The sequence below is a fragment of the Dokdonella sp. genome, assembly GCF_035511235.1.
Classification (GTDB): Bacteria; Pseudomonadota; Gammaproteobacteria; order Xanthomonadales; family Rhodanobacteraceae; genus Dokdonella.
In genome coordinates this window covers 208,151-223,316 of sequence record NZ_DATKFQ010000009.1, presented here as the reverse complement: position 1 = coordinate 223,316, position 15,166 = coordinate 208,151, and the positions used below count along the sequence as shown (strand labels likewise).

General features: G+C 68.9%; 11 protein-coding genes and 1 tRNA gene. 11 read left to right on the top strand and 1 reads right to left on the bottom strand.

The window, feature by feature from the left end:
• Window positions 1–42: 42 nt before the first annotated feature.
• The 7 genes from mutM (at window position 43) to VMR06_RS05080 (ending at window position 8,989) form a co-directional block, all read left to right on the top strand.
• The gene (mutM, locus tag VMR06_RS05110; RefSeq protein ID WP_325373694.1) at window positions 43–858 is read left to right on the top strand and encodes a bifunctional DNA-formamidopyrimidine glycosylase/DNA-(apurinic or apyrimidinic site) lyase; all 816 of its coding nucleotides are present in this window, start codon (window positions 43–45) and stop codon (window positions 856–858) included.
• Window positions 859–1,070: 212 nt separating this feature from the next.
• Window positions 1,071–2,606 (top strand): efflux transporter outer membrane subunit, encoded by a 1,536-nt coding sequence (locus tag VMR06_RS05105; RefSeq protein ID WP_325373693.1) that lies wholly within the window; start codon window positions 1,071–1,073, stop codon window positions 2,604–2,606.
• Window positions 2,607–2,618: 12 nt separating this feature from the next.
• Window positions 2,619–3,785 carry an efflux RND transporter periplasmic adaptor subunit gene (locus tag VMR06_RS05100; protein WP_325373692.1) on the top strand — a complete coding sequence of 389 codons (1,167 nt, stop codon included), beginning with the start codon at window positions 2,619–2,621 and terminating at the stop codon, window positions 3,783–3,785.
• A 111-nt stretch (window positions 3,786–3,896) separates the two neighbouring features.
• Entirely contained in the window at window positions 3,897–7,019 is a 3,123-nt protein-coding gene (locus VMR06_RS05095) for an efflux RND transporter permease subunit (protein ID WP_325373690.1), read from the top strand.
• A gap of 45 nt (window positions 7,020–7,064) precedes the next feature.
• Window positions 7,065–7,892 carry an NADPH-dependent 7-cyano-7-deazaguanine reductase QueF gene (gene queF / locus VMR06_RS05090; RefSeq protein ID WP_325373688.1) on the top strand — a complete coding sequence of 276 codons (828 nt, stop codon included), beginning with the start codon at window positions 7,065–7,067 and terminating at the stop codon, window positions 7,890–7,892.
• Window positions 7,893–8,163: 271 nt separating this feature from the next.
• Window positions 8,164–8,481 carry a LysM peptidoglycan-binding domain-containing protein gene (locus VMR06_RS05085; protein WP_325373686.1) on the top strand — a complete coding sequence of 106 codons (318 nt, stop codon included), beginning with the start codon at window positions 8,164–8,166 and terminating at the stop codon, window positions 8,479–8,481.
• Between the two features lie 22 nt (window positions 8,482–8,503).
• Window positions 8,504–8,989: a hypothetical protein gene (locus VMR06_RS05080; protein ID WP_325373684.1), complete on the top strand. Its 486-nt coding sequence runs from the start codon at window positions 8,504–8,506 to the stop codon at window positions 8,987–8,989.
• A gap of 105 nt (window positions 8,990–9,094) precedes the next feature.
• On the opposite strand, the gene VMR06_RS05075 is transcribed toward VMR06_RS05080, so the two are convergent.
• On the bottom strand, window positions 9,095–10,954 hold the full coding sequence (locus VMR06_RS05075) for a M1 family metallopeptidase (RefSeq protein WP_325373682.1): 1,860 nt from the start codon (window positions 10,952–10,954) through the stop codon (window positions 9,095–9,097).
• A gap of 157 nt (window positions 10,955–11,111) precedes the next feature.
• On the opposite strand from VMR06_RS05075, the gene VMR06_RS05070 reads away from it, so the two are divergent.
• From VMR06_RS05070 to VMR06_RS05055, 4 genes are all read left to right on the top strand, one after another.
• Window positions 11,112–11,885: a helix-turn-helix transcriptional regulator gene (locus tag VMR06_RS05070; RefSeq protein ID WP_325373680.1), complete on the top strand. Its 774-nt coding sequence runs from the start codon at window positions 11,112–11,114 to the stop codon at window positions 11,883–11,885.
• Window positions 11,876–11,947, top strand: a tRNA-Thr gene (locus VMR06_RS05065). Before VMR06_RS05070 ends, VMR06_RS05065 begins: the two co-directional genes overlap by 10 nt.
• A 173-nt stretch (window positions 11,948–12,120) precedes the next feature.
• Entirely contained in the window at window positions 12,121–14,367 is a 2,247-nt protein-coding gene (locus tag VMR06_RS05060; RefSeq protein WP_325373678.1) for a UvrD-helicase domain-containing protein, read from the top strand.
• Window positions 14,368–14,443: 76 nt separating this feature from the next.
• Window positions 14,444–15,148, top strand: coding sequence for an outer membrane beta-barrel protein (locus VMR06_RS05055; RefSeq protein WP_325373676.1), 705 nt, complete (start codon window positions 14,444–14,446; stop codon window positions 15,146–15,148).
• Window positions 15,149–15,166: the final 18 nt, after the last annotated feature.

Sequence of the window (15,166 nt, the reverse complement as noted above, 5' to 3'; positions counted from 1 at the left end):
GGCCGTTGGTCCTGGTGCTCGACCCGTCCGCCGCCCATACCGATGCCTGAACTGCCCGAAGTCGAGACCACGCGGCGAGGCCTCGCGCCACATCTGACCGGGCGGCGCGTCGTCGATCTGGACATCCGCCAGCCGCGGTTGCGCTGGCCGGTGCCGCCCGCGCTGCGCGCCGGCCTGGCCGGGCGCCGCATCGAGGCGGTGCGCCGGCGCGCCAAGTACCTGCTGGTCGACACCGAGACCGGCAGCGCGCTGCTGCACCTGGGCATGTCGGGCATGCTGCGCGTGCTGCCGGACGCGACGCCGCTCGGGCCCCACGACCACGTCGACTGGCGGCTCGATTCGGGCCAGGTCCTGCGCTACACCGATCCGCGCCGCTTCGGCAGCCAGCTCTGGCAGCCGCTCGGCGAGGTTCATCCGCTGCTGGCCGGACTGGGTCCCGAGCCGCTGTCGGACGCGTTCGACGGCGCCCTGCTGTGGCATCGCTCGCGTGGACGCCAGGCTGCCGTGAAGGTCTTCCTGATGGACCAGGCCGTGGTCGTCGGCGTCGGCAACATCTATGCCTCCGAGGCGCTGTTCGCCGCCGGCATCGATCCGCGCCAGCCGGCCGGCCGCGTCTCGCGCGCCCGCTACGACCTGCTCGCCGACGCGGTGCGCCGCATCCTGGATCATGCGATCACGCGCGGCGGCACCACGCTGCGCGACTTTCTCGCTCCGGACGGCGCGCCCGGATACTTCGAGCAGGAGCTCAACGTCTACGGCCGCGAGGGCGAGCTGTGCCGGAGCTGCGCGACGCCGATCAGGGCGGGACGGCTCGGACAGCGCAACACGTTCTACTGCCCGCTCTGCCAGCGGCGATGACGCCGCGCGGCAGTCAGCTATTGTTCAGCCAGAGACATGCGATCGTATGACCGAAGACACTAGCGAGTGCCGCGCGGATGAGGCGAGAATCCGCGCGCTCGTGCCAGCCGCAGCCATCGACGTCTGACCGGAAACGGGAAGGTTCGTCCAATTGGCGTTGCGCCCGCCCGCTGTTACTATACCGACCAGTTCATTTTTTATTGGTGCCACCGATGGCCAACCAACCCTGCCTCGCGCCCGGGATTTCTCCCGCCCTCATCACACGTCCGCTGCGTCGCGCGCTGATCGCGACCGCCCTGACTGCCGCGCTCCTCGGCGGCTGCGCGGTCGGTCCGCAGTTCCGCGCGCCGGCGGCGCCGGAAACCGGCGCCTATCTGCCCGATGCGCTGCCGGCGGCCACGGCCGAGGCCGCCGACACGCCGACCGGCGACGCCCAGCGCTTCCTGGAAGGCGCATCGGCGCCGCAGCGCTGGTGGACCCGCTTCGGCAGCGACGAGCTCGATCGCCGCGTCGAGCAGGCGCTCGCGCACAGTCCGACCGTCGCCTCGGCGCAGGCCGCCTTGCGGCAGGCCCAGGAGAACGTCGCCGCGGCGCGCGGATCGCTGTTCCCGGCGGTCGACGCGAGCGTCGGCGCCACGCGCAGCAACGGCCTGGCTGCGGGCACGCCGGGGGTGTCGCCGTTCACGGTCTACAACGCCGGCGTCGGCGTCTCCTACACGCTGGACCTGTTCGGCGGCGTGCGGCGCGGCGTGGAGGCCCAGTCGGCGATCGCCGACCTGCAGCGCTATCAGCTCGAAGGCACCTATCTCAGCCTCGCCGCGAACGTCGCCACGACCAGCATCCTGGAAGCCTCGCTGCGCGAGCAGATTCGCGCCACCGAGGAGATCCTCGACCTGTACCGCCAGCAGTACGAGCTGACGCGCGCGCAGAGCGACATCGGCGCCAAGTCGCAGGCCGACGTACTGGTCGCGCAGAGCCAGATGGCCACCGCCAGCGCGCAGCTGCCCGAACTGCGCAAGGCGCTGGCGCAGACGCAGACCCAGCTGGCCGTGTACCTCGGCCGGTTTCCGTCCGAATCGCAGCTGGCGGCGCTCGAGCTCGACGCGATCACGCTGCCGACCGATCTGCCAGTCAGCCTGCCCTCGACGCTGGTGCGCGAGCGGCCCGACATCCGCGCCGCCGAGGCGCAGCTGCACCAGGCGACCGCGCAGGTCGGCATCGCGACTGCCAACCTGTTCCCGACGATCACGCTGAGCGGTTCGTACGGCTCGCAGGCGGCCAGCGGCGGCGATCTGTTCGGCAGCGGCAGCGAAGCCTGGAGCCTGGGCCTCAATCTGCTGCAGCCGATCTTCCGCGGCGGCACGCTGCGCGCGCAGAAGCGCGCCGCCGAAGCCGGACTCGACCAGGCTGCGGCCGACTACCGCACCACCGTGCTGACCGCCTTCCAGAACGTCGCCGACGTGCTGCGCGCGCTCGAGCTCGACGCCGCCGGCCTGCGCGCGCAGGCCGAGGCCGAACAGGCCACGCGCAGCAGCCTGGATCTGGTGCGCATCCAGTACGACGACGGCGCGGCGAACTACCTGCAGGTGATCGACGCCACGCGCCTGTATCAGCAGGCGCGGATCGCGGTGATCCGGGCGCGCGCCGCGCGACTGACCAATACCGCCGCGCTCTACACCGCCCTCGGCGGCGGCTGGCGCGGCACCGACGCGTCCGCCTTCGCGGATGCGCAGACGATTTCGAACTGAGGAGAGACGCGCATGGCTACGCGCGAGCAACGCAAACCGAGCACCACCAAGCGCATGATCATCATGCTGCTGATCGTCGGCCTGCTGCTGGCCGTCCTGATCGGCTGGAACGTGGCCGGACAGGTCATGCAGGCCAAGTTCCGCGAGAACATGCCGGTGCCGCCGCAGACGGTCACGTCGACCAAGGTCGGCTACGACCAGTGGCAGCCGTCGCAGTCGACCGTCGGTTCGCTGCGCGCGGTGCGCGGCGCCGATCTGGCGTTCGACGTGTCGGGCGTCGTCACCAAGGTCAACCTCAAGTCCGGCGATGCCGTGCAGGAGGGCCAGGTTCTGGTGCAGCTGCGCGACGACGACGACGTGGCCGCGCTGCGCCAGGCCGAGGCCGCCGCCGCGCTCGCCAAGGTGACGTTCGACCGGGCCAAGCGCCAGCTCGACGTGAAGGCGGTCAGCCAGGCCGACTACGACAACGCCGCGGCCGACCTCAAGGCCAAGCAGGCCGCCGTCCAGCAGCAGCAGGCGCTGGTCGCCAAGAAGACGCTGCGCGCGCCGTTCGCGGGCCGCGCCGGCATCGTCACGCTGAGCCCGGGCGCCTACGTCAATTCCGGCACCGCCGTCGTGACCGTGCAGCAGACCGACCCGATGTTCGTCGACTTCTTCGTGCCGCAGCGCAACCTCGGCGAGGTCAAGACCGGCCAGCGCGTCGCGCTGACGCTGGACGCGTTTCCGGACCGCACGTTCGAAGCCGTGCTGACCGCAATCGATCCGAAGGTCGACGGCGACACGCGCAACGTCCGCATCGAGGCCTCGGCCGCGAACGCCGACGGCACCCTGGTGCCGGGCATGTTCGCCAACGTCAGCATCGACGTCGGCGAGCAGGCGCGGCAGCTGACGCTGCCGCAGACCGCGATCACGTTCAATCCGTACGGCGAGACCGTCTTCGTCGTCAAGCCGAGCGACAAGAAGGGCGAGGACGGCAAGCCGGCGCAGCCCGAGGCGCAGCAGGTGTTCGTCACGACCGGGTCGCGCCGCGGCGACCAGGTCGCGATCCTGTCCGGCCTCGAGGAAGGTACCGAGGTCGTCACCAGCGGGCAGCTCAAGCTCAAGAACGGCACGCCGCTGATCGTCGACAACAGCAAGTCGCCCAAGAACGACGCCGATCCCAAGCCCCAGGAACACTGACGCGCCCACTCCCGCGCGCGCACGGCGCCGCCTCTCGCGCTCGGCGACGAGAGGCCGGCCCGCCGTCCGCACCCTCCCGGAACGCACGCGCCGGGGCAGAAGGAACACGAGATGAAATTCACCGACATCTTCATCCACAAGCCGGTACTGGCGATCGTCGTCAGCCTGCTGATCCTCGTGCTCGGAATACGATCGGCCACGGACCTGACCGTGCGCCAGTACCCGAAGACCGAGAACGCCGTGGTCACCGTGACCACGACCTACTACGGCGCCGACTCGGACACCGTCGCCGGCTTCATCACGCAGCCGCTCGAGGCGGCGATCGCGCAGGCGCAGGGCATCGACTACCTGTCCTCGTCCAGCGTCACCGGCGCCTCGACGATCACCGCCACGCTGCAGCTCAACTACGACTCCAACCGCGCGCTGACCGAGATCCAGACCCAGATCAGCTCGGTCACCAACCAGCTGCCGCCACAGGCGCAGCAGCCGGTCATCACGGTGCAGGTCGGCGAGACGATCGCGTCGATGTACATGGGCTTCTACAGCGACACGCTGCCGGCCAACAACATCACCGACTACGTCGTGCGCGTCGTCAAGCCGAAGCTCGACTCGATCGACGGCGTGCAGACCGCCGAGCTGATCGGCGGCCGCCAGTTCGCGCTGCGCGCCTGGATCGACCCGGTGCGTCTGGCCGCGCACGGCGTCACCGCCTCGGACGTCTACGATGCGCTGGCGGCCAACAACTACCTGGCGGCGGTCGGTGCGACCAAGGGCCAGACCGTCACCGTGGCGCTGACCGCCGCGACCGACCTGCACACCGTACAGGAATTCCGGCGCCTCGTCGTCAAGCAGAAAGACGGCGCGCTGGTCCGCCTCGAGGACGTCGCCAACGTCGTGCTCGGCGCCGAGGAATACGACTCGGCGGTGGCCTTCGACGGCAAGCAGTCGGTGTTCCTCGGCATCAAGACCTCGCCCGATGCGAACGTGCTCGACGTGATCGAGCGCGTGCGTGACGCGTTTCCGGACATCCAGGCGCAGCTGCCGGCCGGCATCACCGGCCAGATCGCCTATGACGCGACCAACTTCATCAACACCTCGATCGAGGAGGTCGTCAAGACCCTGATCGAGGCGCTGGTCATCGTCACGCTGGTGATCTTCCTGTTCATGGGCAGCTTCCGCGCGGTCATCATCCCGATCATCGCGATGCCGCTGTCGCTGATCGGCGCGTTCTTCGTGATGCTGATACTCGGCTACACGATCAACCTGATCACCCTGCTCGCGCTGGTGCTGGCGATCGGCCTGGTCGTCGACGACGCGATCATCGTCGTCGAGAACATCGACCGCCACATCAAGGAAGAGGGCAAGACGCCGTTCCAGGCCGCGCTGGTCGCCGCACGCGAGCTGACCGGCCCGATCATCGCGATGACGATCGTACTGGTGGCGGTGTACGTGCCGATCGGCTTCCAGGGCGGCCTGACCGGCGCGCTGTTCACCGAGTTCGCGTTCACGCTCGCCGGCGCGGTCACCGTCTCGGCGGTCGTCGCGCTCGCGCTTTCGCCGATGCTGGGTTCTCGCTTCCTCAAGAGCGAGCACGGCGGCAACCGCTTCGTCAATTTCATCGACCGCCAGTTCGACCGTCTGCATCACGGCTATCAGCGGCGCCTGCACGGCACGCTCGACACCTGGACCGTGCCGGTGGTGATGGGCCTGCTGCTGCTCGGCGGCACGGCGTATCTGTTCACCAACTCCAAATCCGAGCTCGCGCCGGAGGAGGATCAGGGCATCGTGCTCGGCATGGGCATGGCCGCGCCGAACGCCTCGCCGACGCAGGTGCGCGAGTACCTGCAGCAGATGCACGAGATCACCAAGACCGTGCCGGAGGTGCAGCAGACGTTCCAGTTCACGGGCTTCTCCGGTCCCAACTCGGTCTTCACAGGCGCGCAGCTGGTGCCGTGGTCCGAGCGTACCCGCAATGCCAACGCGATCCAGCAGGATCTGCAGCAGAAGTGGGCCGGCATGGCCGGCACCAATACGGTCGCGTTCCAGTTCCCGTCGCTGCCGGGTGCGCAGGGCATGCCGGTCGAGGTCGTGATGTCGACCACCGAGCCGTTCGAGAACCTGTACGAGGTCGCGCAGACGGTGCTCGACCGCGTGCAGAAGAGCGGCATGTTCTGGTTCGCCGACATGAACCTCAAGATCGACAAGCCGCAGAGCACGGTCGAGATCGACCGCGACCTAGTCGCCTCGATGGGCATGACGCAGCAGGACGTGGGCAGTGCGCTCGGCGCGGCGCTGGGCGGCGGCTACGTCAACTACTTCTCGATCGCCGGCCGTTCCTACAAGGTGATCCCGCAGGTGCTGCAGGCCGATCGTCTCAATCCCGATCAGGTGCTCGACTACTACATCCGCACGCCGGCCGGCGCGGTGGTGCCGGCGTCCACGGTCGCGACGATCAAGAACGAAGTCGTGCCGCAGTCGCTGACGCGCTTCCAGCAGCTCAACTCGGTGACGATCCAGGGCGTACCGGCCGTCGCGCAGGGCGAGGCGATCACGTTCGTGCGCGACACGATCCGCGAGGTCGCGCCGGCCGGCTACAACGTCGACTACTCCGGACAGGCGCGCCAGTACGTCAACGAGACCGGCGGCTTCGCGCTGACGCTGCTGTTCGCGGTGATCATCGTGTATCTCGCGCTGGCGGCGCAGTTCAACAGCCTGCGCGATCCGATCGTGATCCTGATCTCGGTGCCGATGGCGCTGCTCGGCGCCCTGATCTTCATCAACCTGCTGCCGGGCTTCGTCGGCATGGGCGCGATCTCCTCGCGCTGGGCCACCTCGCTGAACATCTATACGCAGGTCGGCCTGGTCACGCTGATGGGCCTGATCTCCAAGCACGGCATCCTGATCGTCGAGTTCGCCAACGAGCTGCAGCGCGCCGGCAAGACCAAGCGCGAGGCGATCGAGCAGGCGTCGGCCACGCGTCTGCGCCCGATCCTGATGACGACGGCCGCGATGGTGCTCGGCGTGATTCCGCTGGTGATCGCCAGCGGCGCAGGCGCCGCGGGCCGCTTCAACATGGGCCTGGTCATCACGACCGGCCTGACGATCGGCACGCTGTTCACGCTGTTCGTCGTGCCGGCGTTCTACATGCTGCTCGCGCAGGACCATCACGGCGAGGCCGCCAAGCGCACGGAGGCCGGCGATCCGGCGCTGCCCGCACAGCCGGGCATGGCCTGATCCGACGGCGGCGCCGGCGAAGGCCGGCGCCGCTCCCGATCCGACATGAGCACGCCGCACGATTCCCCGCTCGGTCGCACGGTGACGTTCGGCGCCACCTATGACCCGTCGCTGCTGTTCCCGATTCCGCGCGGTCCCAAGCGTGCGGAGATCGGCATCGCCGGCGCGCTGCCGTTCGTCGGCGTCGACATCTGGAACGCCTACGAGCTGTCCTGGCTCGATCCGAACGGACGGCCGCGCGTGGCCGTCGCCACGTTCCGCGTTCCGGCCGACTCGCCGAACATCGTCGAATCCAAGTCGCTCAAGCTCTACCTCAACAGCTACAACCAGACGCGGCTGGCCGACGAGGCTGCGCTGCGCGGACGGCTCGCGGCCGACCTCGCCGGCGCGGCCGGTGCGGCGGTCGGCATCGAACTGCTGCCGCTGCCCGGCCCGGGCATCGGCAGCGCCGAGCTCGACGGCGAGTCCATCGACGAGGCGACGATCGAGATCGGCCGCTATGCGCCGCCCGAGCCCGACGCGCTGATCGCCTATCCGCGCGAGCCGCGCGTCGAGGAGACGCTGCTTTCGCGAGCGCTGCGCTCGAACTGCCCGGTGACCGGCCAGCCCGACTGGGCCGACGTGCAGATCGCCTATGCCGGCGCACCGATCGACCGCGCCGGCCTGCTGCGCTATCTGCTGTCGTACCGGCTGCACGACGACTTCCACGAGCAGTGCGTGGAGCGGATCTTCGTCGACATCGCGCGGCGCTGCGCGCCGGAGCGCCTGAGCGTCTACGCCCGCTATACGCGCCGCGGCGGCATCGACATCAACCCATGGCGCGCATCGGCCGGCTACGCGCCGCCGCCGAATCTGCGTACGGCACGCCAGTAGCGCCGGATCGCCAGCGGCGCGTGGCCCCCGGTCTGCCGCGAAGATCGCACGGTCGCCGAGAACTTCAGCCGCCGCCGCGCTGCCATGTCCGCTTCATCTTGACGCTGCACCGTATCGGGGGCGGCGCTCGGCGCCGCGCCCGTGTGAACGGTAACTGACGCGACGAGGCCATCGACACCATTTGTTGCCTGATGGGGAACCCGATTACCGTCCATTAATCCACCAGAGGTGTAACTTAACGGCCCTCGCAGCGGCGAGGAGGGAGCCACCGATGAGCAACGAACCGAAGAAACCGGATTTTTCCAACGTCAACAGCGCGGTCAACTCGACCGCAGCGGATGCGCCGGCCAAAGCCGACTTCAGCAACGTCCAGAGCGGCGTCACCTCGACTGCGCCGGACGCTCCGAGCGAAAAGCGCAGCTATACGGTCGTCAAGGGCGATACCTTGTCGAAGATCGCCAAGACGTTCTACGGCAACGCCAATCGATGGAAGGCGATCTTCGAGGCCAACCGCGATCAGCTTTCCAATCCCGATCTGATCAAACCCGGTCAGGTGCTGACCATTCCCGAAGACGCCGACAAGTCCTGACCATCCGCCCTAGGAGCTTTCCATGATCGTCAATCGCACAACCGCAACTCTCGTCCTGGCCCTCGGCGGCGCACTGGCGCTGACCGCCTGCGGCAAGAAGGAAGAACCCGCCACGGCACCCGCACCGGCTCCGGCACCCGCTCCCGCGCCGGCCCCGGTCACGCCGCCGCCGGCACCGGCCGGCCTGCTGCTGGTGTCGATCGATCTCGGCAGCGCCGTCGGCGCCGACATGAAGGTCACCGAGGCCAAGACGACGTTCGCGCCGACCGACACGATCCATGCCGCCGTCAGCACCTCCGGTTCGGCGCCGAGCGCGACGATCACCGCGAAGTGGACCTACCAGGACGGCCAGGTCGTCAACGAGGACAGCAAGACGATCGCGCCGACCGGCGCGGCCGTGACGACGTTCCAGATCAGCAAGCCGGACGGCTGGCCGGCCGGCAGCTACCAGGTCGCGGTCTCGATCGACGGCAAGCAGGCGGGCACGCAGTCGTTCCAGGTGCAGTAAAGCCGTTCCGCGCCGCGTCGATCCGCGCGGCCCGGTTCCGGGCATCGATCACGAAGGGCGCGGCCACGGTCGCGCCCTTCGTCATTTACTGACACTGACCGTTATTCACGGACCCTCACCGACATCTCGGTCGGCGAGGACGCGTTCGACGCTGCCCTGGGTCAGCGGGTGGTAGCCGGGCTTGGCCTTGGCATAGACCTGCCGCGCGAACGCCTTGCCGTCGTCCGTCTTGGCGAGCGCTTCGTACAGCGGCAGCACCAGCTTGCGCCGGCCGATCCGTTCGACGAAGGCGGCGATCGCCGGCCGGGCCTGGACGTAGCCGCTGCGGATCGTCAGCGCGTACCAGCGGAACGCGATCTCGGCATTGCCGGTGCCGGTCAGCTTCCAGGCCGTATCGAGCGCCTGCAGCGACTCGGGCGGCAGCGTGGCCGGCAGGCCGTTCAGGAAGTGCAGCCACTCGTACGTGACCCATTCTCCGGCGCCGAGTGCGTCGGCCTTGCGCTTGCCGGCCAGCCATTCGGTCCGCGCGGTATCCACCGCGTCGAAGCGCGGCGAGCGCGACACCGGCGCATCGGCCGGAATGCCCGGCTTGTGCAGCCAGGCGTCGATCTCGGCGCGGCTGACCTTGCCCGGATGCGGCTTGGCGAGGTGTTCCTCGTAGTAGGCCAGGAACTGGTCGGTATCGATGCTCTGGAACGCGAAATGGTCGAAGTATCCGCGCAGGAACGGATCGAACGCGTCGCGTCCGTAACGCAGTTCGAGGAAGCGCAGGAACCAGCGTCCCTTGTTGTACGGCACGCCGGACAGTCCCTCGTCGGGATCGACGCCCTTCAGGTCGGGCACGAGCAGCTGCTCGTTGTCGGACATCTCGGCCATTTCCTCGCGCACCTCGCCGTCGTCGACGACCAGCTGCATGACGGCCTCGTCCTTGCCGTAGACGGCCTCGACGATGCGGTTCTCCACGTATGTCGTGAAGCCCTCGTTGAGCCACATGTGCTGCCAGTTGGCGTTGGTGACGAGATTGCCCGACCACGAATGGGCCAGCTCATGCGCGATCAGGCCGACCAGGCTCTTGTCGCCGGCGATCACGGTTGGCGTCGCGAACGTGATGCGCGGATTCTCCATGCCGCCGAACGGGAAGCTCGCCGGCAGCACCAGGATGTCGTAGCGCTCCCAGCGATAGGGGCCGTAGAGCTTCTCGGCCGCCTCGATCATCGATTCGGTGTCCTCGAACTCCTTGGCCGCCCCCTCCACCACCGAGGCCTCGGCATACACGGCCGTTCGCCGGCCGGTTTGGCGCACCGCCAGATCGCCCACGGCGATCGTCAGCAGATACGAAGGAATCGGCTGCTTCATCGCGAAGCGGAACTGGCCGTTCAGCGGATGCGCGGCGTCGTTGTCGGCGCTCATCAGCACGCGATAGCCCTTGGGCGCAGCGATCTGCGCGGTGTAGGTGAAGCGCACCGACGGCGTGTCCTGCAGCGGCACCCAGCTGCGCGCGTGGATCGCCTGCGACTGCGAATACATGAACGAGCGCTTCTTGCCGGCAGTCTGCTCCGGCGTCATCCACTGCAGGCCCGAAGCGGTCGGCGCGGTGCGATAGTGGATGCGCACCGCCGGCGCCGCCTCGGGCAGATCGATGCGCAGCGCGGAGCCGAAGATCGGATCGCGCTTGTCGAGCCGGAACTGCGCGGCCTTCTCGTTGCCGGCCGCGTCGATCGCGACGACGCGCTGGATATCCAGATCGCGCGTATCGAGCACCAGTGCGTGCTGGCCCGGCTTCTTCCAGTCCAGATCCAGCCGCACGTTGCCGGCCAGCCGGCGATCGGAGAAGTCGACCTTGAGATCGAGCGCTGCCGCGCGCACGCGGACGGCTTCGGTGTTGGCATAGCTGTGCGGATCGCCGGCGAGCGCGCAGACCGGCGCCGCCAGCATCGAAACGAGGATGAAATCACGAATTGACATGGCACCCTGGCACATCACGTGCTTGGACAAGAAAGGACATGGTCATTGTCGCATTGCCACTCCTCTCGCGCCTGCGCCAGAAGTCGCGAGCGTGGAGGAATCGCCGGGAAGCGGCCGCGGCGCATCGCGGTCCGGATGAATGGATGGATAGAACGTCATGGTCAGACACCTGGACCGATTCGTAAGACTGCTGGACTGCGACACCGAGGAGAAGCTGCAGCGGCAGGTGAGCCGATGCGCACTCGCCATCGGATTCGAGTGCTGGACCTACATGGTCAGCCCGTCCAACTCGCCCGGCGCCCCCTACTTCCTGAGCGAGGAACCGCGCAGCGGCATCTCCGATCACCTGCTTTTGCTGTGCCGCAGCGACGATCCGGTCATGGCGCACTGCCGCGAACACGCCACGCCGCTGGTATGGACGTCCGAAGCGGACACGCACGATCCGCAGCAGCGGACCTGCCGGCTGTTCGCGGAGGCCGCGTCGTTCGGGCTGCAGGCCGCGATCGGCGTTCCGGTGCACGGCCTGGGCTGCCGTTGGGGCGTGATGATCCTCGCGACCTATCACCCGCTCAAGCGCTGCGACGTCGTCAACCGGCTGCCGCAGGGGCAGCTGCTGGCGACGTATCTGCACGAGGCCGGTCATCGCTGCGTGGCACGGATGACGCGCGCGGAGCAGGTCCATCTGACCGTGCGCGAGATCGAGTGCCTGCGCTGGACTTCGCTCGGCAAGACCGGCTGGGAGATCGGCCGCCTGCTCGGCATCGCCGAGCGCACCGTCGTGTTCCATCTCGAGAACGCCTCGCACAAGCTCGGCGTGTTCAGCCGGCATCATGCGGTGGCGCGCGCGACCGCGCTCGGCCTGCTGCCGGCGTCCGAACCGTTAACGGCGATCGAGCTTCCGGGGTACAATCGGCCGCTTGCGCCGGGTTAGCACAGCGGTAGTGCAGCGGTTTTGTAAACCGAAGGTCGGGGGTTCAAATCCCTCACCCGGCATGCCGCCGCGTGCGAGCGGTCCTGCCTGCCGTGACCTCCTCGTCGCTCGCCGAACGAGGGTCCGCAGGCGCGATCCAGAACGGATGCCCGGACACGATGCGCAAGCCTGCTTGCGCGGTTCGATCGAGTAGCGGGCAGGAGCCCGCCTCCCGACGCCCAGCCAGACCCGACGGATGGATGTTTCTCACCTGCTCGACGCGCTCAATCCGGCGCAGCGCGAAGCCGTCAGCACGCCGGCGCGCCATTGCCTGGTCCTGGCCGGCGCCGGATCGGGCAAGACGCGCGTACTGACCCATCGGATCGGCTGGCTGCTCGAGGTCGAGCGCGCGTCGCCGTGGTCGATCCTGGCGGTGACGTTCACGAACAAGGCGGCCGGCGAGATGCGCGCGCGCACCGAGGCACTGGTCGGCGCCGGCACACGCGGCCTGACGATCGGCACGTTCCACGGCATCGCGCATCGCCTGCTGCGCCGACACTGGCGCGAGGCCGGCCTGCCCGAGACGTTCCAGATCCTCGACAGCGACGATCAGCAGCGCCTGGTCAAGCGCACGATCCAGGGCCTGGGCCTCGACGAGGCGCGCTTTCCGCCGCGGCAGGCGGCCTGGTTCATCAACGGCGCCAAGGACGAGGGCCGCCGCCCCGACGCGATCCAGGCCGACGGCAATCCGCTCGCGCAGGCCCTGGTGTCGATCTACCGCGCCTACGAGGACGCATGCCGGCGCGGCGGCCTGGTCGACTTCGCCGAACTGCTGCTGCGCGCCCACGAACTGTGGCTCAACGACGAAGCCCTGCTCGCGCACTATCGCGAGCGCTGGCGCCATCTGCTGATCGACGAGTTCCAGGACACCAACACGCTGCAGTACGCGTGGATCCGCGTGCTCGCCGGCGACAGCGCCGAGGTGTTCGTCGTCGGCGACGACGACCAGGCGATCTACGGCTGGCGCGGCGCGCGCGTCGAGAACGTGCAGCACTTCCTGCGCGACTTCGCCGACGCCGCGACGATCCGGCTCGAGCAGAACTACCGTTCCACCTCGACGATACTCGGCGCCGCCAACGCGGTGATCGCCAACAACGCCGACCGCCTCGGCAAGCAGCTGTGGACCGCCGGCCCGGCCGGCGCCCCGATCGAGGTCTATGCCGCCTACAACGAGCAGGACGAGGCGCGCTACGTGGTCGACCGCATCCGCGAGCATCTGGACGGCGGCGGCGCGGCCTCGGACGTCGCGGTGCTGTACCGCTCCAACGCACAGTCGCGCAATTTCGAGGAACAGCTGATCCAGCACGCGATCGCGTATCGCGTCTACGGCGGACTGCGCTATTTCGAGCGCGCCGAGATCCGCGACGCGCTGGCGTATCTGCGCCTGCTCGCGAACCGACACGACGATGCCGCGTTCGAGCGCGTCGTCAACACGCCGCCGCGCGGCATCGGCGATCGCACGCTCGAGGTGCTGCGCCGCCGCGCACGCCACGACGATACCTCGCTGTGGGAGGCGGCGCTGAACGAACTGGCCGGCGGCGAGCTGGCCGGACGCGCCCGCAATGCGCTGCGTGCGTTCCTCGATCTGATCGAGGCGCTGGCACGGCAATGTCTGGCTCCGGGCGCGGACGCGCCGGCGGACCGTACCGACGGCAGCGCGGCCGACCGACGCCCGGCCGACGAGCCGCTGCCGCTGCACGAGCAGGTCGAGCACGTGCTCGCCCAGAGCGGACTGCGTGCGTTCTACGAGTCCGATTCGCGCGGCAGCGCCGAGTCGCGCGTCGAGAACCTCGACGAGCTGGTCAACGTGGCCGACCGTTTCGAACCGACGCCGGAAGATCTCGAGGCCGGCCTCTCTCGGCTCGGCGCGTTCCTGTCGCACGCGGCGCTCGAGGCCGGCGAGGGCCAGGGCGAGTCCTGGCAGGCTTGCGTACAGCTGATGACGCTGCACTCGGCCAAGGGCCTGGAGTTTCCGCTGGTCTTCCTGGTCGGCCTGGAGGATGGCCTGTTCCCGAGCCAGAAGTCGGTCGAGGAAGCCGGTCGCCTCGCCGAGGAGCGGCGGCTGGCCTATGTCGGCATCACGCGCGCTCGCGAGCGCCTCGTGCTGACCTACGCCGAGTCGCGCCGCCTGCACGGCATGGAGACCTATGCGCGCCCGTCGCGCTTCCTCGGCGAGATTCCGCGCGAGCTGCTGCACGAGGTGCGCCCGCGCGTGCAGGTCAGCCGGCCGATGTATGCCGGTCACCGGCCGGCCGTCGCGGCCGCCGAGTCCCAGACCGCCGGCCTTTCGCTCGGCCAGCGCGTCCGGCACGAGGCGTTCGGCGAAGGCGTCGTCGTCGACTTCGAAGGTTCCGGCCAGCATCTGCGCGTCCAGGTCAACTTCGAGACCAGCGGACAGAAGTGGCTGGTGCTCGCCTACGCGAAACTGGCGCCGGTCGCCTGAACCGCACTGGCGTGGCGGCGCGCAATGCTTACCATGCGCAGCTGGGCGCAGCCGTGCGCCATGCCAAGGAGACGACATGAACCATCGCACCGCCCCCATCCTCGCCGGCCTCGCGCTGGTGCTCGCCGGCAGCGCCGCCGCGCAGGCGCAGGCGCCGGGCGCCTACTTCGGCATCGGCGCCGGATCGAGCGAATACGCCGACGATCTGCGCGGACAGATCTTCGACGCCTACGCCGGCGACACGACCTACGCGGTCGAATCGGCCAAGCTCAGCGACAAGAGCGGCAGTGCGTTCAAGCTGACCGCCGGCTACCGTTTCACGCCGTGGTTCAGCGGCGAACTGGCCTATACGACGTTCGGCGACGCGCACAGCGACTTCGTGCTGAACTCGATCGTGCCGCTGACGACCGGCAGCGCGACGATCCGGGGCCAGTACAAGCTGCACGGCGTCAGCGCGGTCGCCGTCGGCGAGATTCCGCTCGGCACCGATTTCTCGGCGTCGCTGCGCGCGGGCCTGGTGTTCTCGCGTCTGGAGTATTCCGAGCGCGGCATCACCGCCACCGACACGCCGCACCGCTTCGAGGCCGACGACGAGGACAAGACGCGGCCGGTCGCGGGCCTCGGCCTCGCCTGGAACATCGATCCGCAGTGGAGCCTGCGCCTGGACTGGGATCGCTGGTTCCGGATCGGCAACCGCTTCGCGTTGACCGAGGGCGGCAACGGCCGCTTCGATCACGCCGACGCCTACACGCTGAACCTGATCTGGCGCATGCCGCGCTGACCGGCGGCGCGGACGCGG